Origin of the sequence: Micromonospora sp. U21, from assembly GCF_018070045.1 — a bacterium.
Lineage (GTDB): Bacteria > Actinomycetota > Actinomycetes > Mycobacteriales > Micromonosporaceae > Micromonospora.
This window is the reverse complement of record NZ_JAGPYK010000001.1, coordinates 239028-257807: the sequence shown is the minus strand read 5'-3', so window position 1 is coordinate 257807 and position 18780 is coordinate 239028. Positions and strand designations below refer to the sequence as shown.

Sequence of the window (18780 nt, the reverse complement as noted above, 5' to 3'; positions counted from 1 at the left end):
GCCGGCGTCGGGTGGCTCAGTGCAGGCCGACGCCGCGCCGCTGGGCGGTGCGGATCAGGCGGTTGACCAGCTTCGGATACTCCAGGCCGGAGGCCGCCCACATGCGCGGGAACATCGACGTCGGCGTGAACCCGGGCATGGTGTTGATCTCGTTGAGGTAGACGTCCAGCTCGGGGGTGACGAAGAAGTCGGCACGGGCCAGACCGGCGCAGTCCAGCGCGGTGAACGCGCGGACGGCGTACTCCTGCACCTGGCGGGTCACCTTCTCCGGCAGCCCGGCCGGAATGTCGTACTCGCAGGAGTCGTCGAGGTACTTCGCCTCGAAGTCGTAGAAGTCGTGGTCGGCGACGACGCGCACCTCGGCCAGCACGGACGCCTCGGGCGCGCCACCGGCCTCCCCCTCCAGCACACCGCACTCGATCTCGCGGCCGACGACCGCGGCCTCGATGATGACCTTCGGGTCGAACTGCCGGGCGGTGACGACCGCCGCGTCCAGCTGCGCCCAGTCGGTGACCCGGGTGATGCCGAACGACGAGCCGGCCCGGGACGGCTTCACGAAGACCGGCAGGCCGAGCCGCTCCTTGTCCTGGTCGCTGAGCGTCATCCCGTTGCGCAGCACCGCGTACGGGCCGACCGGGATGCCCTCGACCGCGCAGAGCTTCTTGGTGAACTCCTTGTCCATGGCGGCGGCGGAGGCGAACACGTTCGCCCCGACGTAGGGGATGCCGGCCATCTCCAGCATTCCCTGGATGGTGCCGTCCTCGCCGTACGTGCCGTGCAGCACCGGGAAGACCACGTCCACGTCGGCCAGCGCGCGGGGGCCCTCGGTCGGGTCGAGCACCATCAGCCCGTTGCCGGTCGGGTCGGCACGCAGCACGATGTCCGCGCCGGACTCCGCGGTGATCTCGGGCAGCTGGCGGGCGTTGATCGCGAGCTGCGCGGGGTCACCACTGGTCAGCACCCACTGGCCGGCCCGGGTGATGCCCACCGGCACCACCTCGTACTCGTCGGGGTCGAGCGCGCCGAACACGCTGCCGGCGCTGACGCAGGAGATGCCGTGCTCCGGGCTGCGGCCGCCGAAGACGATCGCCACGCGGGTCTTGCCTGGGGTGGTCACTCCGGTCACCTCTTCGTACGCGACTGCGGCTGGTCGTGCTCGCCGGTGGCGCTCACCCGGTTGACCTTACTGTGCGTGGCGGTAGGGCGAAGCGATACCCGGTGAGCCGCGGCACGACACGGCATTCGGTCAGCAGAGGATATACGGTGCGTGACGGGATGTTGTTCGGCGGGCGGGGTGCCGGCCGGTGCTGGTGCGTCAGTCCCGGGCGTGCCGGCGACCGACCGCGATCACCTTCACCCGCTGGCGGCCGGCCCGCACCATGCCCAGGGCCATGAACGCCCCGGCGATCCGGTCGGCGGCCTCCCGGCTGCTGGCGCCGACCACCTGCCGGCGTCGCTCGGGCGCGGTCCGCTCGTTGCGCTCGACGCCCTCCACGGCACGCACGTCGGTGAGCACCACCAGGAAGCGGGTCATCGTCGGCCGTCCGGGTGTACGGCGGGGGGCTCCGGACCGGTGCGCACGTCGTCTCCTTCCGGCGGGCCGGGATGGCGGCGGCACGCGACGATCGGGTACGGGGGAGAAACCCGATCGCCGCGCGCCCCATCCCCTCCGGTCGCTCACCACCACCGTCGCCACGACAACCGGCAGTGAGGACGCGATAACAGATTGACACGTGTACAGGCGTGAATGCAACTCTCATCGACGTTCTCTCATGCAGACGTTCCCACAAATGTGTGCGACCATCGATGCATGGCCCCGAAGACCGCCCGCGCCCGCCGGCTCGGTATCGCCCTGCGCCACCATCGGGAAGCCTGCGGGCTGACGCTCGAGACCGCCGCGGATGAGATCAACAGCACCCGCAGCACGCTCTCCCGGTACGAGAACGCGCAGACACTGATCAGCCCGGCCACCGTGCGCGCCCTGCTCACCTCGTACGGGGTGGGCGCCGACGAGGTGGCCGCGGCGGTGCAGCTCGCCAAGGACGCCCGCAAGCCAGGCTGGTGGGTGTCGTACTCGTACCTGCTGGACCCACGCACCATCGATTTCATCGCCCTGGAGGCCGAGGCCACCGCCATCGCCAACTTCGAGCCCTCGGTGGTGCCCGGCCTGCTGCAGACCGCCGACTACATCCGCGGCGTGATGCGCGGCGGCCCGCACACGCTCGGCGACGACCTGGTGGAGCAACGGGTCAAGGTTCGCCTCGACCGGCAACAGCGGCTCACCGGCGACGACCCGCCCATCCTCGACGCGATCATCGACGAGGGCGCGCTGCTACGCCCGGTCGGCGACCAATCGGTGATGGACGGGCAACTGCGCCATCTGGTCAAGATGGCCGAGCTACCGAACATCTCCGTCCAGGTGATCCCGCTCTCCGCCGGCTACCACCGGGGCACCCGGGGCTCGCTGCACATCCTGGAGTTCGCCGACCCGGAGGACCCGATCATCGCCTCGGTGGAGACCGTCGCCGGCCAGATGATCCTCGACCGGGCCGGCGAGACGCGTACCTGCACCAAGATCATGGAGCATCTGCGGAGCGTGGCGCTCAGCCCGGCCGACAGCCGCAAGCAGCTCCTGTCACTCCTGAAGGGACGGTAGGACCGATGACACCGACGATCACGGCGGCGCTGGCCGCGGCGGCATGGCGCAAGAGCAGCCGCAGCGGCGACCAGGGTGCCTGTGTGGAGGTGGCCGCGATCCCCCGACTGGTCGCCGTCCGCGACTCCAAGGACCCGGCCGGCCCGGCCCTGCTGTTCCCGCCGGCCGCCTGGACCGCCTTCGCCCAGGCCCCGCCGCGCCGCTGAGCGGACGAGGCGGACCGGCGCGGGCTCAGGCTCGCGCAGAGAGCCCAGGCTCGGCGGCTCAGGCGACCAGCGGGCCGGGCTCCGGCACGGCGCGCAGTGCCTCCAGGGCCGCGATCGCCACGCCCCGCGCGCCGGCCATGTCCCGCTCCGGCACCAGGGCGAAGGTGGCCACCGCCGCCTGCTCCTCGCGGAGCACGGTGTGCTCGCGCACCGTCGCCAGGAACCAGTCGCGGAACTCCGGCGCCGCCTCCACCACCCCGCCGCCGACGAAGTACGCGTGCGGGTCGGTGAAGTTGGCCGCCACGGTGAACAGCCGGCCCAGCGCCACCGCCTGCTGGGTGAAGAGGTCCCGGGCCAGCGCGTCCCCCCGCTCGCCGTAGCCGCGGACCAGCTTCGCCGCGCGGGCGACCGGCTCGGCGGCGAGCGGGTGGTCGGGGTACCGGGTCAGCCAGTACGGCAGCAGGTTGCGTTCGATGCCGGTCAGCGAGGCGACGCTCTCGACGTCCCCGGTGAAGCCGCACGCGCAGGTGGGCTCCGGCTGCTTCGGGCCGAGCAGCCCGGTCAGCGGGATGTGCACGTGACCCAGCTCCCCGGCCATCCCGGCCGCGCCGGCGATCACACGGCCGCCCTCGACCACACCGCCGCCGAGGCCGGTGCCGACGATCGCGGAGACCGACGACCGGTTCATCGCCTCGGCGCCGAAGTACACGTGGTGTGCGTAGAGCGCGGCCGCGTTGCCGTCGTTGTGGTAGACCACCGGCAGGCCCAGCCGCCGCTCCAGCGCGCCCCGCACGTCGAAGCCACGCCAGGCCGGCTGGGAGAAGTTGGTCGAGCCGCGCGACGAGATGACGCCGGCGGCGCTCGCCGGGCCCGGAGTGTCCAGCCCGACCGCCCGGACCAGCTCACGTGGCACGCCGGTCTGCGCCAGGGCCCCGTCCAGCGCCCGGGCCAGCGCCTCGATGGCGGCGTCCGGCCCGGCCCGCACCTCGCTGGGGATCTCCAGCAGACCATCCACCAGGAACCGGCCGCCCACCGTCAGCACGGTGGCGTTGTTGCTGGTCCCGCCGTTGTCCAGCCCGACGACCACCGGCACCCCTGCGCTGCCCACCGAAACCGCCTCTCGCCGTCATGAGTGTGAGCCGAGGCTAGTGCCAACACCTCTTCCCCGCCACGCCCGCCTCCGCCGCCAGGTTTCCTTGATGCCCGGGTTGCCGTCCCGGTACCCGCGAGTTGCTGTCGCGCGGCCTTTGCTCTGCTTCAACCGGCGCGACACCGACGGCATCTTTCTGTTGCGCCCGTTGAAGCAGAGCAAAGGACAAACAAGTGGTACGGCCAGCCCATGGACCTCGGTGAGGGCTGGCCGGTGCGATGGGCTGCGCGACGCGGCGTGCCCGGGGCGCGGCGGCGGTCAGTGGGCCCGTGGCGAGGGGGTTCAGGCGGGGCGGCGGGCGGTCACGGCCGTGGCGTCCAGGTCCTCGTCGTGCCGCACGCTCGGCACCAGCCCGGCGGCACTGAACGCGTCGCAGAGCGCGTCCACCTGAGTGACGCCGGCCTCGACCACCAGGTGTCCACCGGGGGCCAGCCAGATGGCGGCGTCGACACCCACCCGGCGCAGCACGGTGAGCCCGTCCGGTCCGCCGTCGAGGGCCACCGGGGCCTCGTGCAGCCGCGCCTCGGCGGGCATCAACGCCACCGCGGCGGTCGGCACGTACGGGGCGTTGGCGACGACCAGGTTCAGCCGGCCCCGCCAGTGCGGGGGCAACGGCGCGAACAGGTCACCCTCGAACACCTCGGCGGACAGCCCGGTGAGGTTGCCGCGGGCGCACGCCACGGCCGCCGGGTCGATGTCGGCGGCGGCCAGCCAGCGCGGCGCGAGCCGGTGCGCCAACGCGACGGTGGTGGCCCCGGAGCCGCAGCAGAGGTCGACCACGGCCGGCGCCGGGCCGGTCAGCGCGGCCGCCGCCTCGACCAGCAGGGCGGTCCGGCCCCGCGGCACGAAGACGCCCGCGGCGACGGCGATCCGCAGACCGCAGAACTCCGCCCAGCCGAGCAGGTGCTCCAGCGGTTCACCGGCCACCCGGCGCTCGGTCAGGTCGGCCAGCGCCGCCGGGGTGTCGGCGGCGGCCAGCAGCAGGTCGGCCTCGTCCTCGGCGTAGACGCAGCCGGCGGTCCGCAGCCGGTGCACGAGGGCCGGCCGGTCGGTGGGGAACGATGCTGCCATGGGCTAGCTCAGGCCGGCCCGGCGGCGTCCAGCGCGGCGGCGATGTCGGCCACCAGGTCGGCCGTGTCCTCCACCCCGCAGGAGAGCCGAACGAAGCCGGGGGCGGTGTCGTCGCCCCACTGCGCCCGCCGGTCCGCCGTGGTGTGCAGGCCGCCGAAGGAGGTGGCCGCCACCACCAGCCGGGCGGCCTCAACGAAGCGACTCACCCGGTCGGCGTCGCCCAGGTCGAACGAGAGCACCCCGGGCATCCGGCGCATCTGGGCCGAGGCCACCGGGTACGCGGCGTCGTCGGTGCGCCCCGGCCAGCGCAGGCCGGTCACGTCCGGCCGGCCGGCGAGCAGATCGGCGACCGCGGCGGCGTTCGCGCTCTGCCGGGCCAGCCGCAGGTCGAGCGTGCCCAGCGAGCGGTGGGCCAACCAGGCATCGAACGCGCCCGGCACCGAGCCGGTGGTGGTACGCCAGCGCGTCACCGCCTCGATCAGCTCGGCGGACCGGCTGGCCAGGTAGCCCAGCAGCAGGTCGGAGTGGCCGGTGAGCGCCTTCGTGCCCGAGGCGACCACCAGGTCGGCGCCGAGATCCAGCGGACGCTGGCCGAGCGGGGTCGCCGTGGTGTTGTCCACCGCGAGCAGCGCGCCGGCGGCGTGCGCCCGTTCCGCCAGGGCGGCCACGTCGACCACGTCCAGGCCCGGGTTGGCCGGGGTCTCCACCAGCACCAGCCGAACGCCCTCCAGCGACGGGTACGGCCCGACGGTCGGGACGAGGAGCACGCGGACGCCGATCGCCTCCAGCACATCGGTGGCGAACGCCCGGACCGGGAAGTATCCGTCGGTGGGCAGCACCACGGTGTCCCCCGGGCGCAGCAGGGTGAGCAGCATGCCCGTGATGGCCGCCTGACCGGTGGCGAAGACCCGGCAGTCGCCGCCCTCCAGTTCACCCACGGCCGCCTCCAGCAGCCGCCGCGTGGGGTTGTCGGGGCGACCGTAGCCGTTCGGCGAGCCGGCCGGGCCCTGCCACGGGTCGAGGTGGTACGGCGCGGCGAAGACCGGCCCGGGCAGGAAGGGATCACCTGGCGCCGGCTCGGGCAGCCCGGCGTGCACGCAGCGGGTGCCGTCTCCCAGATCGCTCATCGGGTCCTCACTCGTACGACTCGGGTTTGGCTGTCCGGCTCATCAGGGTGTCCACGGCGAGGCGGGGATCCATCCCCTCGTGGCAGATCCGCTCGACCTGCTCGGTGATCGGCATCTCGACACCGTGCGCCCGCGCCAGGTCACGGATCGCCAGGCAGCTCTTCACGCCCTCGGCGGTCTGCCGGGTCGCGGCCTGGGCCTGCTCCAGCGTCTCGCCCCGGCCCAGATGCTCACCGAAGGTGCGGTTCCGGGCCAGCGGGGACGAGCAGGAGGCGACCAGGTCGCCCATGCCCGCCAGGCCCGCGAAGGTGATCGGATCCGCGCCGAGCGCCACACCCAGGCGGGCCGTCTCGGCCAGCCCGCGGGTCATCAACATGGCCCGGGTGTTGTCGCCGAAGCCCATCGCGGTGGCGATGCCGTACGACAGGGCGATCACGTTCTTGACCGCCCCGCCCAGCTCGCAGCCGATCACGTCGTCGTTGGTGTACGGGCGCAGGTAGGGCGTCCGGATCGACGCCTGCACGAGCGCGGTGCGGTGGCTGTTCGTCCCGGCGACCACGGTGGCGGCCGGCTGCTCGGCGGCGATCTCCGGGGCCAGGTTCGGGCCGGAGACCACGACCACGCGGTCCGCGGCCACGCCGGCGGTCTCCACGATGACCTCGCTCATCCGCCTGGTGGTGCCGAGCTCGATGCCCTTCATCAGCGACACCAGGGTGGCGTCCGGGTGCAGGTGCCCGGCCCACTCGGCGAGGTTGCCGCGCAGGGTCTGCGACGGCACGGCCAGCACCACCACCTCGGCGCCGGTGATCGCCTCGACCGCGTCGTGGGTGGCGGTGACCCGGGCCGGCAGCAACAGGTCCGGCAGGTACTCCGGGTTGCGCCGCTCGGTGCGGATGCTCTCCGCCACCGACGCGCGGCGCGCCCACACCGTCACGTCCCGCCCCGCGTCGGCCAGGATCTTGGCGAACGCGGTGCCCCAGGAACCGGCGCCGAGCACCGCGACGTGCCCGCCGGTTCGCTCGCTCACGCGACACCACCCTGCTGACGCTCGGCGGACGGTCGGGCCGGTCGTTCCCAGAGCGGCGGCGGCGTGCCGCCACGGATCTCGGCGAGCATGTCGCGCAGCCGCAGCATGATGGCGTCCGTCATCTCTTCCAGGGTGGCTCGGGTCGGCTGGGCGTCCGCCCACCGGCTCAGGTCGACCGGTTCGCCGGCGACCACGGTCACCGGGATCCGCGGACGCAGGTTGATCCGGGTGGTCCGCGGGTCGAAGATCCGCTCCGGCCCCCACATGACCAGCGGCACCACGGGAGCACCGGTGGCCAGCGCCAGCCGGGCGGCGCCGGTCTTGGCCTTCATCGGCCACAACTCCGGCTGCCGGGTGGTGGTGCCCTCCGGGTAGATCACCACCGCGCCGCCCTCGTCGAGCGCCGCGACCAGCGCGTCCAGCGAGCGGACCGCGTCCACGGTGTTCCGCTCGACCGGGATCTGCCGGCACCGGTGCAGGATCCAGCCGATCACCGGCACCCGGAACACGCTGGCCTTGCCCAGGTACCGCGGCCACCGCCCGGAGTCGAAGATGAAGTGCGCGGAGACCAGCGGGTCGGCGTGCGAGATGTGGTTCGCGACGATGATGACGCCGCCGTCCCGGCCGAGGTGCTCCATGCCGCGCCAGGTGCGCCGGGTCCAGACGGTCATCACCGGCTTGACCAGCGCCACGGCGAACCGTTGCCAGAACCCCAGCCTCCGCCGTACCACTGTGCCTCCTCGTCGCGCCCCGACCCCGCCGCGAACCCCGTCCGCGACACCCGCAGCGGAAATCATGCCTGCTCGCCCCCGGTACGGCCAGCGAGGGTCCCGCCGTCCGGCTGGCAGGATTGCCGACGTGAGTCAGTCGGGGTGGGCCGTGGTGGTGCCGGTGAAGCGTCTGACCGCAGCGAAGAGCCGGCTGCGGGGCGCGCTGCCCGGCGTACCGCACGAGGAGCTGGCGCTGGCGCTGGCGGCGGACACGCTCCGCGCGGTGCTGGCCTGCCCGACGGTCGCCGAGGTTCTGGTGGTGACCGACGACGCCCGGGTGGCGGCTGCGGCGCGGGCCGCCGGCGCACGGGTGCTACCTGACGAGCCGGACGCCGGTCTGAACGCCGCCTTCCGGCACGGCGCGGCGGGCGTGCCCGCGGGGTGGGTGGGCGGGCTCACCGCCGACCTGCCGGCGCTGCGCCCGGCCGAGCTGGCCGGCGCGCTGCTCGCGGCGCAGACCGGCCGAGCGGGGGTACGCCGGTTCGTGCCGGACGCACCGGGCGGCGGCACGGTGCTGCTCACGGCGCCGCCGGGCATCCCCCTGGACCCACGCTTCGGAGTGGGCTCGGCGGCGGCGCACGCGGCGAGCGGGGCGCTGCCCCTGACCGGGGACTGGCCCAGCCTGCGCCGGGACGTGGACACCGCCGCGGACCTGGCCGCCGCAGCCCGGCTCGGGCTGGGGCCGCACACCGCCGCGCTGCTCGCCGCCGGCTGCCCGGCCCGCTCCGCGGGCTGACCCGCCGGTGTACGGTGCCAGCATGCAAGGCACGGTGGCCAGCTACGACGCGGCGACGCGCAGCGGCGTTCTGCTGCTCGACGACGGCACCGAGCTGCGCTTCCCCGCCCGGGCCTTCGACGCCTCCGGGCTGCGGCTGCTCCGGCTCGGCCAGCGGGTCCGCATCGACACCGATCCCGACGGCGAGGTCGTCCGGGTGACATTACCGACGATGAACTGACCCGACGGAGCCAAGTTCATTTTGCGTTAACCGGGATCGGGTGATTATGAGCGGGTGAGCACCCCTCGCGAGCACCCGGCCAGCCCGCCCGCCACCGACCCCGCCACGCCCCGCAACGGCGCCCCCACCCGTGGCGCCGACGGCCGGTTCCGCCCTTCTCGGGCCGAACGCGCCGGCGCCGCCCGCGCCGACACGCTCGCCGACGATCCGGCCGCGGCCTCCTCCGGGCTGGACGAGGTCATCGACCCCGTCGTCCCGTCCGCCCCGGCCGAGGACCGGGCCGGCGGAGCCGGGCCGATCCCGGCGGCGGACGCCGCGCCCGGCGACGAGCCGCCCGCTCCCACGCCGCTGCCGGAGGACCGGTTCCTCAACCGGGAGCTGTCCTGGCTCGACTTCAACGCCCGGGTGCTCACGCTCGCCGAGGACCAGCGCACCCCACTGCTGGAACGGGCCAAGTTCCTCGCCATCTTCGCCAGCAACCTCGACGAGTTCTACATGGTGCGGATCGCGGGACTGAAGCGACGGCTCTCCGCCGGCCTTCCGGTACGCGGCGGCGACCGGCTGCCCCTGCGTACCCAGCTGGAGCTGATCGCCGAGCGGACCGCCGAGCTGGTCGCCCGGCACGCCGCCTGCTTCGTCGACGACGTGCTGCCCAAGCTGGCCGACGAGGGCATCCGCATACTGCGCTGGGGCGAGCTGGGCGACGTCGAGCGGGAGCGGCTGCGCACCTACTTCCGGGAGCACATCTTCCCGGTGCTGACCCCGCTCGCCGTGGACCCTGCGCACCCGTTCCCGTACATCTCCGGGCGGTCACTGAACCTGGCGGTGGCGGTCCGCGACCCGGACGGCGGTTCCGAGCTGTTCGCCCGGGTGAAGGTGCCCAACAACGTTCCCCGCTTCGTACGGGTGGACCGGGACCAGCCGGGCGTGCGGATGGTGCCGGTGGAGGACCTGATCTCGGTGCACCTGGGGCAGCTGTTCAGCGGCATGCAGGTGGTCGAGTGCCATCTCTTCCGGGTCACCCGTAACGCCGAGGTGGAGGTCGACGAGGACCGCGACGAGGACCTGCTCCAGGCCCTGGAACGGGAGCTGGCGCGGCGCCGGTTCGGGCCACCGGTCCGGCTGGAGGTGGCCGCGTCCATCTCCGATCACATGCTGGACCTGCTCGTCCGGGAACTGGACATGGACGACCAGGACGTGCTGCGGGTGCCCGGGCTGCTGGACCTCTCCGCGCTCTGGCAGGTCTACGGCGAGGCGGACCGGCCGGACCTCAAGGACCCGCCGTTCGTGCCGGCCACCCACCCCCGGCTCGCCGAGGGTGAGGTGCCACGCAGCGTCTTCTCCACCCTGCGCGACGGGGACATCCTGGTGCACCACCCGTACCACTCGTTCGCCACCAGCGTGCAGCGCTTCATCGAGCAGGCCGCCGCCGACCCGGACGTGCTGGCCATCAAGCAGACCCTCTACCGCACCAGCGGCGACTCGCCGATCGTCGACGCGCTGGTCGACGCGGCCGCAGCCGGCAAGCAGGTGGTGGTGCTGGTGGAGGTGAAGGCCCGCTTCGACGAGGTGGCCAACATCGGCTGGGCCCGCACCCTGGAACGCGCCGGCTGCCACGTCGTGTACGGCCTGGTCGGCCTGAAGACGCACTGCAAGACCGCGCTGGTGGTCCGGCAGGAGGGCAACCAGATCCGCCGCTACTGCCACATCGGCACCGGCAACTACCACCCGAAGACCGCGCGGCTGTACGAGGACTTCGGCATGCTCACCGCCGACCCGGAGATCGGCGCCGATCTCACCGACCTGTTCAACGTGCTCACCGGCTACAGCCGGCAGACCGCGTACCGGCGGCTGCTGGTCGCCCCGCAGGGCATTCGCAGCGGCCTGATCGAGCGGATCGAGCGGGAGATCTCGCATGTCCGGCTGGGCATGCCCGGCCTCGTCCAGTTCAAGGTCAACTCGCTGGTCGACGAGGGGGTGACCGACGCGCTGTACCGGGCCTCCCAGGCCGGCGTACACGTCGACCTGCTCATCCGGGGCATGTGCACGCTGCGCCCGGGGGTGCCGGGGCTGTCGGAGAACATCCGCGTCCGTTCGATCCTCGGCCGGTTCCTGGAGCACTCCCGCATCTTCCGGTTCGGCAACAACGGCAACGCCGAGTTCTGGATGGGCTCGGCGGACCTGATGCACCGCAACCTGGACCGGCGGGTGGAGGCGCTGGTGCAGGTGAGCGACCCGGTGGCCCGAGCCGAGCTGGACCAGGTGCTGAACCTGGCGATGAGCCCCGATGTGGACGCGTTCGAACTGGCCGGGGACGGCTGTTGGAGCCGGCGTTCCGGCGGCGACGAGGCGTCCCGGCAGCATCTCCAGGAACTGCTGCTGCGCCGCGTCGGTGGCACCGCCGGCTGACCGGGTCGCGGCATAGGCTGACCTGATGGTGGAGGAGGAGCAGAAGCACGAGGTGGACGACGCCTACGTGCTGCCGGACCTGTCCACCACCTCCCCGGCCGGTGGCCGGGTCCGCGCGCTGCCGCCGGTGACGTTGGTCGCCCGCTACCTCGACACCGTCGACCTGCGGCTTGCCCGGGCCGGCGCCTCACTGCGCCACCGCCGGGGCGACGATCTGCCCTGGACGGTGAAGCTGCCCACGTCGACGCCCGGCGTCCGGCACGAGATCTCCCGCCCGGGGCCGGTCGGGCAGCCGCCGCCGGAGCTGGTGGAGCTGGTCACCGCCCTGCACCGGGGCGCGCCGCTGGCGCCGGTGACGGTGCTGCGGACCGTCCGGCACGCCCACGAGGTGTGCGACAGCGCCGGCACGGTGCTCGCCGAGGTGGTGGACGACCGGGTGACCGTGCTCGACGACGCCGGCGCCACCACCGGCACCTTCCGCGAGCTGGAGGTGGAGCTCAAGGCCGGCGACCGCAAACTGCTGGACCGGATCGGCGCGGTGCTGCGAAAGGCCGGCGCGCGGGGCGGAGCGTTCGTTCCGAAGCACGTGCGGGCGCTGGACGCGGCGGCGCGGGCCGAGCCGGATCTGGTCGCGCCGGCCGGGCTGCCGGCCGACCCGAGCGCCGGAGACGTGGTGACCGAGGCGATCCGCAAGGAGGTACGCCGCCTGCTGGCACACGACCCGCTGGTGCGGCTGCACGCACCGGGCGGCGACGGTGACAGCGCCGTCCACCAGATGCGGGTCGCCTGCCGGCGGCTCCGCACCGACCTGCGCACCTTCGCGCCGCTGGTACGCCGGAGCTGGTCCCGCCCACTGCGGGCCGAGCTGCGCTGGCTGGCCGCGGTGCTCGGCGCGGCCCGCGACGCCGAGGTGCTGCGCAACCGGCTGCGGCGCACCGCGACCGCCGACCCGCTCAGCCCGCTCGACCCGGGCGCGGTGGACCGGCTGGACGAGGCGCTCGCCGAACAGCAACGGCTGGCGCTCGCCGCGGTCCACGAGGCGCTGCGCTCCGCGCGCTACCTGGCGCTGGTGGACGCCCTGGTGCTGGCCGCCCGCGCCCCCCGGCTCACCCGCCGGGCGGCCGCCCCGTCGGAGCGGGCGCTGCCCGGGCTGGTGGCGCGCCCCTGGCGACAACTGACCGGGCCGGACGGCGTCGACGCCCTCGACCCGCTGGCGCCGGACGACCGCTGGCACGCCGTGCGCAGGGACGGCAAGCAGGCCCGGTACGCGGTCAACGCGGTGGCCCCGGCCCTCGGCAGGGCTCCGCGCCGGCTGTCCCGCGCGCTGGCCGGGGTACAGGACGTGCTGGGCGAGCACCAGGACGCCGCCGTCGCCGCGGACACCTGGCTGGCCCTCGCCGCCGGCCGCCCGGACGACCACGAGCTGGCGGTCACCGCCGGTCGGCTGGCCGAACGGGAACGCGAGACGGTACGCCGAATGCGTGCCCGCTTCCCCGCCGCCTGGCACCGGGCCACCCGGCGACGGCGGACCCGATGGCTGCCGTGACCGGCATCCGGGCGGCCGGTGGGGTGGCGTGGCGACCGTCCGCCGACGGTGTGCAGGTCTGCGTCGTGCACCGTCCACGCTACGGGGACTGGACGCTGCCGAAGGGCAAGCTGGAGCCGGGCGAGCACCCGTTGGTCGCGGCGGTACGCGAGGTGGCCGAGGAGTCCGACGTGCAGGGCGTGCCGCAGGTGCGGCTGCCGTCGGTCCGTTACCGCAGCGAGGGCCAGCCGAAGCTGGTCGACTACTGGTCGATGCTCGCGGTGGGCGTCGGCGGCTTCCAGCCCGGCACCGAGGTGGACGACGTGCGCTGGCTCGCCGTGGACGACGCGATCCGGTTGGTCAGCTACCCGCACGACGCCGAGGTGCTGGGCGCGTTCGCCGCGCTGCCGCCGGTGACCGGGACGGTCGCGGTGCTACGGCACGGGCACGCCGGCAAACGGGCCACCTGGACGGGCCCGGACACCGGCCGGCCGCTGGACGCCGAGGGATGGGCCCAGGCGTACGCGCTGGCCGGGCTGATCGCCCTGGTCCGGCCGGCCCGTCTGGTGTCGGCCTCGCCGCGCCGCTGCGTGCAGACCCTGGACCCGGCTGCCGCGCTACTCGACCTGCCGATCGAGATCTGCGGCGATCTGGACGAGCCGCAGCCGGGCCAGCAGCTCGACGAGCAGGTCCTGGCCACCGCCGCCCGGCTACTGGAGCTGGCCAGCGCCGGCGGGCAGGCGGCGGTGTGCAGCCAGGGCAAGGTGCTGCCGGGGGCGTTGGCACAGCTGACCGGCCGCGCCGACGAGGACTTCATCACCCCGAAGGGCAGCGGCTGGCTGCTCGCCTTCACCGCCGACCGGCTGCTCGCCGCCGACCGCCTGTAGCCGCCGCAAGCGGTCATCGGCGCGGAAGGGTGAGGGTGACCGCCACGGGCAGGTGGTCGCTGGCCGTGCCGGGCGGCGCGACCGGGTCGGTGGGGGTCAGGCCGGGCGAGACGAAGACGTGGTCGATCTGCTGGCGCGGGTCGTCGGCGGGGCTGGTCGCGAGCGGGCGGGCGGCCGCCAGCGCGTCGACCAGACCGGTGGCGGTGAACTGCCCGAACGCCTCGTCACCGGGCTCTGTGTTCAGGTCGCCGGCCACCACCAGCGGTCGGCCGGCCGCGTACCCGGTGGCGAAGTCGGCGACCGCGCGAGCCTGGACCACCGGCCCCCGACCGGGCGGCGGTTGCAGATGGGTGCTGACCACGGCGGTGCGTACGCCCTCGCCGAGGTCCAGGGTGACGGCGAGGGCCTGCGCACCGGTGGGTGCCCCGACGGCGGGCAGCGGCAGGGTCCGCGGATCGGTCACCGGCCAACGGCTGAGCACCGCGTCGCCCCAGACGGGGTCGGCGGCCGGCCCGAAGACGTACGGCATGCCGAGCCGGTCGGACAGCAGGTCCAGCGTGTCGTGACCGCCGTTGAGCAGCCAGCCCCGGTCCACCTCGCTGAGCAGCACCACGTCCGGCCGCTGCCGGTCGATCACGTCGGCCAGCGCGGCCAGGTCGAACCGGCCGTCCAGCCCGAAGCCCATCCGGATGTTGTACGCCACCACGGTCAGCCGGTCCGGTGGGCCGTTGCGGTTGCTGGTGGCCGGCACCTCGTCGGCCAGCAGCGGCGCCAGCAGGGCCAGCGCGGTGACAGCGGCCGTGGTCCGCAGCGGCGGCAACGGCGCCCGGATCGGGCGGCCGGCGGGACGGGCGGCCAGGGCCACGACGGCGACCAGCCCGGCGACCACCACCGGCACCGCACCGTTGGGGTAGCCGAGGTCGTAGGCGGAGTAGTAGCCGACGGCGCCCAACGCGAAGACGAGCATGCCGCCGGCGGTCGCGTACCCCCGGCGGCCCGCCGTGCGCGCGCTGTCCTGGGCGCCGCCCACGCCTTCGACACGGCCGGCGTCGTCGCCGGTGTCGGGCCGGTCGCCGGCGTCGTCGGCGAGGGCGAGGCAGGCGCCGAGACCGACGGCGGCGAGCAGGACGGCCGGGAGCAGCAGGTCGCCCCGGTCGAGGGCGAACAGCAGCGCACCGGCCAGCAACGCCGCCGGCCCGAGCGCCCGGCCCCACCGCCGGGGCGGACCGGTCAGCGCGGCCAACAGGAATCCGGCGACCGCCACCGGCACCGGTGCCAGCCCGAACAGCGGCGAGCGGGCCACGCCGTCCCCGGCGACGAGGTACGAGGTTCCGCTCAGCGCCAGGGCCGGTGCGAGCGCCACCATCCCGGCCAGCAGCAGTGCCGGCCCGGCCAGCAGCCAGGCGTGGGCGCCCCCGGGACCGGCAGGCAGGGTCGGCAGCGCCGTGCCGAGCAGGAACAGTGTCACCGCCACGGCGCTGAGCAGCCAGGCCACCCAGTCGCCCCGCCAGATCAGGTCGTACGTGTCCAGCACCGCGTGTACGGCCGCGTTGGCCGCCAACCCCAGCGCCAGCCCCGGCACCGGTCGGTCGGTGTCCGCGGCAACGCTGACCAGCCAGACCAACCCGGCCAACAGCCCGGCGGTGGCCAGCCAGAGCTGCGTACGCCCGCTCGGGGCGGCGGTGAGCGCGAGCCGGGCGGCGGCCAGCACAACGGCGGCGGCGACGGTGACCGGGCGGGCGCCCACCCTGCGGACCAGCGCTGGTGCGGCCAGCGCGAGCACGAACCAGCCGAGGGCGAACGCGCCCATCAGCTCGGCCGGGGTGGACGCGGCCTGGCCGAAGATGGTGATGATGCCGGGCAGCCAGACCCGCAGCACGTCGATGAGCAGGATGACGCCCAGCGCGAGCCATCCGGTGGTGAGCTGGCGGTAGCGCACCGGCGCCCTCTTCCCGTCGGCGGGCCGGCAAGGGGGGCCGGCACGGCGATTCTGCGCGTGCCGGCCGGCCCGGTCAACGGTCCGGCTACGCCGAAAGGGCGCCCACCACACGGGTGGACGCCCTTTCGTGCAGGTCGGTCAGCGCTTGCTGGCCGCCTTCTTGGCCGGGGCCTTCTTCGCCGGGGCCTTCTTGGCCGCCGCGCTCTTGCTCGCCGCCGTGGTGGTCTTCTTCGCCGCGGTGGACCTGGTCGCCGCGGCGCTCTTCTTCGCCGGAGCGGTCTTCTTGCTGGCGGCCGTCTTGGTCGCCGTCGTGCTCTTGCCCGCCTTGGCCGGGGCGGCCTTCTTGCCGGCCGCCTTGGTGGCCGCGGCGGTCTTGCCCGCCTTGGCCGGGGCGGTCTTCTTGCCGGCCGCCTTGGTGGCCGCGGTGGCCCTGGTGCCCGCCGCCTTGGTGCCCGCCGCCTTGGTGCCCGCCGCCTTGGTGCCCGCCGCCTTGGTGCCCGCCGCCTTGGCGGCGGTGGCGGCGGCCTTCTTCGCCGCCGCCGTGGCCTTCGGCACCTTGCCGCTGGCCACCATCTCCTTGAACCCGGCGCCGGCACGGAAGGTGGGGACAGATGTCTTCTTGACCTTCACCGCCTCGCCGGTACGCGGGTTGCGCGCTGTTCGGGCGCCACGCACACGCTTTTCGAAGGCTCCGAATCCGGTGATCGCCACCTTCTCGCCCTTGGTAACCGCCGCCTGGACCTCAGTGAGGACCGCGTCGAGCGCGGCCGTCGCCGTTTTCCGGTCCCCCAGGCGAACGGCGAGCGCCTCGATGAGCTCGGCCTTGTTCACGACTTCCTCCCGATTGTGCAACTGACTCGACGCGAGCCATTCTGCGCGCACGGTATGCCCTGTGCTGCCGGGACACAAACATTCGGTAGAAAAAAGCCCTTGTGTCGTAACGGATTCACCCCCACCGGTTGGACCGATGGGGGCGGAATCCGGTGTGCGATCGGGCGTACGGCTATGCCACCGAGGGCAGGAACGACAGTCGGCCCGCCTCGTAGGCGTCGATGTCGGCGGCGTGCCGGAGGGTGAGTCCAATGTCGTCCAGGCCCTCCAGCAACCGCCACCTGCTGAAGTCATCCAGCGGAAACGGCCAGCTGGTGTCCCCGGCGCGGAGCTGGCGGGCCGTCAGGTCGACGGTCACCGGGGTGCCTGGATCCGCCTCGACCAGGTCCCACAATGCTTCGACGGCTCTCAATTCCAACTCGACCGGCAGCAGACCCTCCTTGAGTGCGTTGCCGCGGAAGATGTCGCCGAAGCGCGGGGCCACGACAGCGCGAAAGCCCCAGTCCCGCAGCGCCCAGACGGCGTGCTCGCGGGAGGACCCGGTGCCGAACTCCGGACCGGCGATGAGGATCGACGCCCCGGAATACGATTGATCGTTGAGCACGAATGCCGGATCTTCCCGCCAGGCACTGAACAGACCGTCGGCGAAGCCCGTGCGAGTCACCCGCTTGAGGTACACGGCCGGGATGATCTGATCGGTGTCCACGTTGGAGCGCCGCAGCGGCACGGCGGTGCCGGTGTGGGTGGTGAACCTGTCCATCTCGTCGGTCCCTTCTACAGGTCTGCGGGGGCGGCCAGCCGACCGACCACGGCGGTGGCGGCGGCGACCGGCGGGGAGACCAGGTGGGTACGACCGCCCCGGCCCTGACGGCCCTCGAAGTTGCGGTTGGAGGTGGAGGCGGAGCGCTCGCCCGGCTTCAGCGTGTCGGGGTTCATCCCCAGGCACATCGAGCAGCCGGCGAACCGCCACTCGGCGCCGGCGTCGACGAAGACCTTGTCCAGCCCCTCGACCTCGGCGGCCTCGCGCACGGCGGCGGAGCCGGGCACCACGAGCATCCGGACGCCGTCGGCGACCGTGTGGCCGCGCAGCACGTCCGCGGCGGCCCGCAGGTCCTCCAGCCGGCCGTTGGTGCAGGAGCCCACGAAGACCACGTCGATGGGCAGCTCACGCAGCGGGGTGCCGGGGCGCAGGTCCATGTACTCCAGCGCGCGGCGGGCCGCGGCACGCTCGGAGTCGGTGGCGAACTCCGCCGGGTCCGGCACCGGCGCGCTCAGCGGCGCGCCCTGACCGGGGTTGGTGCCCCAGGTGACGAACGGGGTGATCTGGCTGGCGTCCAGGGTCACCTCGGCGTCGAAGCGCGCGCCCTCGTCGGTGGGCAGCGTCCGCCACCACTTGACCGCCGCGTCCCAGTCGGCGCCCTGCGGCGCGTTCGGCCGACCCTTGAGGTACGCGAAGGTGGTCTCGTCCGGCGCGATCATGCCGGCCTTGGCGCCCCACTCGATGGACATGTTGGCGATGGTCATCCGCCCCTCCATCGAGAGGGCGCGGATGGCCTCGCCGCGGTACTCGACGATGTGCCCGCGACCACCGCCGGTGCCGACCTGGGCGATCAGCGCGAGCACCAGGTCCTTGGCGGTCACGCCGGGCGCGAGCCGGCCGGTGACGTTCACGGCCATGGTCTTCGGCCGGCTCTGCGGCAGCGTCTGGGTGGCCAGCACGTGCTCCACCTCGCTGGTGCCGATGCCGAAGGCGAGCGCGCCGAACGCGCCGTGGGTGGCGGTGTGCGAGTCGCCGCAGACGATGGTCATGCCCGGCTGGGTGAGCCCGAGCTGCGGGCCGATCACGTGCACGATGCCCTGGTTGTCGTCGCCGAGCGGGTGCAGCCGCACGCCGAACTCGGCGCAGTTGCGGCGCAGCGTCTCGATCTGCGTCCGCGACGTCGGGTCCGCGATGGTGAGCAGGTCACCGCGGCGGGACCGGAACGCCGGATCGGCGTACCCGGTCGGGGTGTTGTGATCCTCGGTCGCGAGCGTCAGGTCGGTACGGCGCACCCGGCGCCCGGCGAGCCGCAGCCCGTCGAACGCCTGCGGGCTGGTCACCTCGTGCAGCAGGTGCAGGTCGATGAAGAGCAGGTCCGGCTCACCAGCGGCGGACCGTACGACGTGCGCGTCCCAGACCTTCTCGGCCAGGGTCCTCGGCTCAGGAGTGACTCCCACCATCTGGAC

General features: G+C 73.8%; 18 protein-coding genes. 7 read left to right on the top strand and 11 right to left on the bottom strand.

The genetic code is table 11. The features are described from left to right. Positions 1–16 precede the first annotated feature (16 nt). Entirely contained in the window at positions 17–1117 is a 1101-nt protein-coding gene (locus KBX63_RS01300; protein ID WP_210906946.1) for a D-alanine--D-alanine ligase family protein, read from the bottom strand. A 198-nt stretch (positions 1118–1315) separates the two neighbouring features. After that, positions 1316–1534, bottom strand: coding sequence for a hypothetical protein (locus tag KBX63_RS01295; RefSeq protein WP_210906944.1), 219 nt, complete (start codon positions 1532–1534; stop codon positions 1316–1318). A 276-nt stretch (positions 1535–1810) separates the two neighbouring features. On the opposite strand from KBX63_RS01295, the gene KBX63_RS01290 reads away from it, so the two are divergent. Together KBX63_RS01290 and KBX63_RS01285 are read left to right on the top strand one after the other, a co-directional pair. Next, positions 1811–2656, top strand: coding sequence for a helix-turn-helix transcriptional regulator (locus KBX63_RS01290; protein WP_210906942.1), 846 nt, complete (start codon positions 1811–1813; stop codon positions 2654–2656). 5 nt (positions 2657–2661) lie between these two features. Continuing rightward, complete coding sequence (locus KBX63_RS01285) at positions 2662–2862, top strand: DUF397 domain-containing protein (protein ID WP_210906940.1); 201 nt, start codon at positions 2662–2664, stop codon at positions 2860–2862. 58 nt (positions 2863–2920) lie between these two features. Here the strand turns inward: KBX63_RS01285 and KBX63_RS01280 are convergent, their stop codons facing one another. From KBX63_RS01280 to KBX63_RS01260, 5 genes are all read right to left on the bottom strand, one after another. Next, positions 2921–3970 carry an ROK family protein gene (locus KBX63_RS01280; protein WP_210906938.1) on the bottom strand — a complete coding sequence of 350 codons (1050 nt, stop codon included), beginning with the start codon at positions 3968–3970 and terminating at the stop codon, positions 2921–2923. Between the two features lie 324 nt (positions 3971–4294). Continuing rightward, positions 4295–5083 carry a putative protein N(5)-glutamine methyltransferase gene (locus KBX63_RS01275; RefSeq protein WP_210906936.1) on the bottom strand — a complete coding sequence of 263 codons (789 nt, stop codon included), beginning with the start codon at positions 5081–5083 and terminating at the stop codon, positions 4295–4297. A gap of 8 nt (positions 5084–5091) precedes the next feature. After that, entirely contained in the window at positions 5092–6210 is a 1119-nt protein-coding gene (locus tag KBX63_RS01270) for a cystathionine gamma-lyase (RefSeq protein WP_210906934.1), read from the bottom strand. 7 nt (positions 6211–6217) lie between these two features. Then, positions 6218–7237, bottom strand: coding sequence for an NAD(P)H-dependent glycerol-3-phosphate dehydrogenase (locus tag KBX63_RS01265; protein ID WP_210906932.1), 1020 nt, complete (start codon positions 7235–7237; stop codon positions 6218–6220). Next, positions 7234–7968 (bottom strand): 1-acyl-sn-glycerol-3-phosphate acyltransferase, encoded by a 735-nt coding sequence (locus KBX63_RS01260; RefSeq protein ID WP_210906930.1) that lies wholly within the window; start codon positions 7966–7968, stop codon positions 7234–7236. Before KBX63_RS01260 ends, KBX63_RS01265 begins: the two co-directional genes overlap by 4 nt. A 127-nt stretch (positions 7969–8095) precedes the next feature. Here KBX63_RS01260 and cofC point away from each other — a divergent pair, with 127 nt between their 5' ends. The 5 genes from cofC to KBX63_RS01235 are packed head-to-tail and all read left to right on the top strand — an operon-like array spanning position 8096 to position 13784. Further along, positions 8096–8743 (top strand): 2-phospho-L-lactate guanylyltransferase, encoded by a 648-nt coding sequence (gene cofC, locus KBX63_RS01255; RefSeq protein WP_307871575.1) that lies wholly within the window; start codon positions 8096–8098, stop codon positions 8741–8743. A gap of 22 nt (positions 8744–8765) precedes the next feature. Further along, positions 8766–8963, top strand: coding sequence for a cold-shock protein (locus tag KBX63_RS01250; RefSeq protein WP_007456426.1), 198 nt, complete (start codon positions 8766–8768; stop codon positions 8961–8963). A 54-nt stretch (positions 8964–9017) separates the two neighbouring features. Next, positions 9018–11372 (top strand): RNA degradosome polyphosphate kinase, encoded by a 2355-nt coding sequence (locus tag KBX63_RS01245; protein WP_210906926.1) that lies wholly within the window; start codon positions 9018–9020, stop codon positions 11370–11372. Positions 11373–11397: 25 nt separating this feature from the next. Continuing rightward, a complete protein-coding gene (locus tag KBX63_RS01240) occupies positions 11398–12918 on the top strand; it encodes a CYTH and CHAD domain-containing protein (protein WP_210906924.1) in 1521 nt (506 codons plus the stop codon). Next, a complete protein-coding gene (locus KBX63_RS01235) occupies positions 12906–13784 on the top strand; it encodes an NUDIX hydrolase (RefSeq protein WP_210906922.1) in 879 nt (292 codons plus the stop codon). The genes KBX63_RS01240 and KBX63_RS01235 overlap by 13 nt, the downstream gene beginning before the upstream one ends. A gap of 13 nt (positions 13785–13797) precedes the next feature. Here the strand turns inward: KBX63_RS01235 and KBX63_RS01230 are convergent, their stop codons facing one another. From KBX63_RS01230 to leuC, 4 genes are all read right to left on the bottom strand, one after another. After that, complete coding sequence (locus KBX63_RS01230) at positions 13798–15723, bottom strand: endonuclease/exonuclease/phosphatase family protein (RefSeq protein ID WP_210906920.1); 1926 nt, start codon at positions 15721–15723, stop codon at positions 13798–13800. Between the two features lie 138 nt (positions 15724–15861). Beyond that, positions 15862–16554 (bottom strand): HU family DNA-binding protein, encoded by a 693-nt coding sequence (locus KBX63_RS01225; protein ID WP_210906918.1) that lies wholly within the window; start codon positions 16552–16554, stop codon positions 15862–15864. Between the two features lie 172 nt (positions 16555–16726). Next, positions 16727–17314, bottom strand: coding sequence for a 3-isopropylmalate dehydratase small subunit (gene leuD / locus KBX63_RS01220; RefSeq protein ID WP_210906916.1), 588 nt, complete (start codon positions 17312–17314; stop codon positions 16727–16729). Positions 17315–17328: 14 nt separating this feature from the next. Continuing rightward, complete coding sequence (leuC, locus tag KBX63_RS01215) at positions 17329–18774, bottom strand: 3-isopropylmalate dehydratase large subunit (protein ID WP_210906914.1); 1446 nt, start codon at positions 18772–18774, stop codon at positions 17329–17331. Positions 18775–18780 lie beyond the last annotated feature (6 nt).

Bases quoted from the DNA above. Each gene is read 5' to 3' on its own strand.
- KBX63_RS01295 (WP_210906944.1), bottom strand. From the start codon at position 1,534: ATGACCCGCTTCCTGGTGGTGCTCACCGACGTGCGTGCCGTGGAGGGC.
- KBX63_RS01290 (WP_210906942.1), top strand. From the start codon at position 1,811: ATGGCCCCGAAGACCGCCCGCGCCCGCCGGCTCGGTATCGCCCTGCGC.
- KBX63_RS01285 (WP_210906940.1), top strand. From the start codon at position 2,662: ATGACACCGACGATCACGGCGGCGCTGGCCGCGGCGGCATGGCGCAAG.
- KBX63_RS01275 (WP_210906936.1), bottom strand. From the start codon at position 5,083: ATGGCAGCATCGTTCCCCACCGACCGGCCGGCCCTCGTGCACCGGCTG.
- KBX63_RS01270 (WP_210906934.1), bottom strand. From the start codon at position 6,210: ATGAGCGATCTGGGAGACGGCACCCGCTGCGTGCACGCCGGGCTGCCC.
- KBX63_RS01250 (WP_007456426.1), top strand. From the start codon at position 8,766: ATGCAAGGCACGGTGGCCAGCTACGACGCGGCGACGCGCAGCGGCGTT.
- KBX63_RS01240 (WP_210906924.1), top strand. From the start codon at position 11,398: ATGGTGGAGGAGGAGCAGAAGCACGAGGTGGACGACGCCTACGTGCTG.
- KBX63_RS01235 (WP_210906922.1), top strand. From the start codon at position 12,906: ATGGCTGCCGTGACCGGCATCCGGGCGGCCGGTGGGGTGGCGTGGCGA.
- leuD (WP_210906916.1), bottom strand. From the start codon at position 17,314: ATGGACAGGTTCACCACCCACACCGGCACCGCCGTGCCGCTGCGGCGC.
- leuC (WP_210906914.1), bottom strand. From the start codon at position 18,774: ATGGTGGGAGTCACTCCTGAGCCGAGGACCCTGGCCGAGAAGGTCTGG.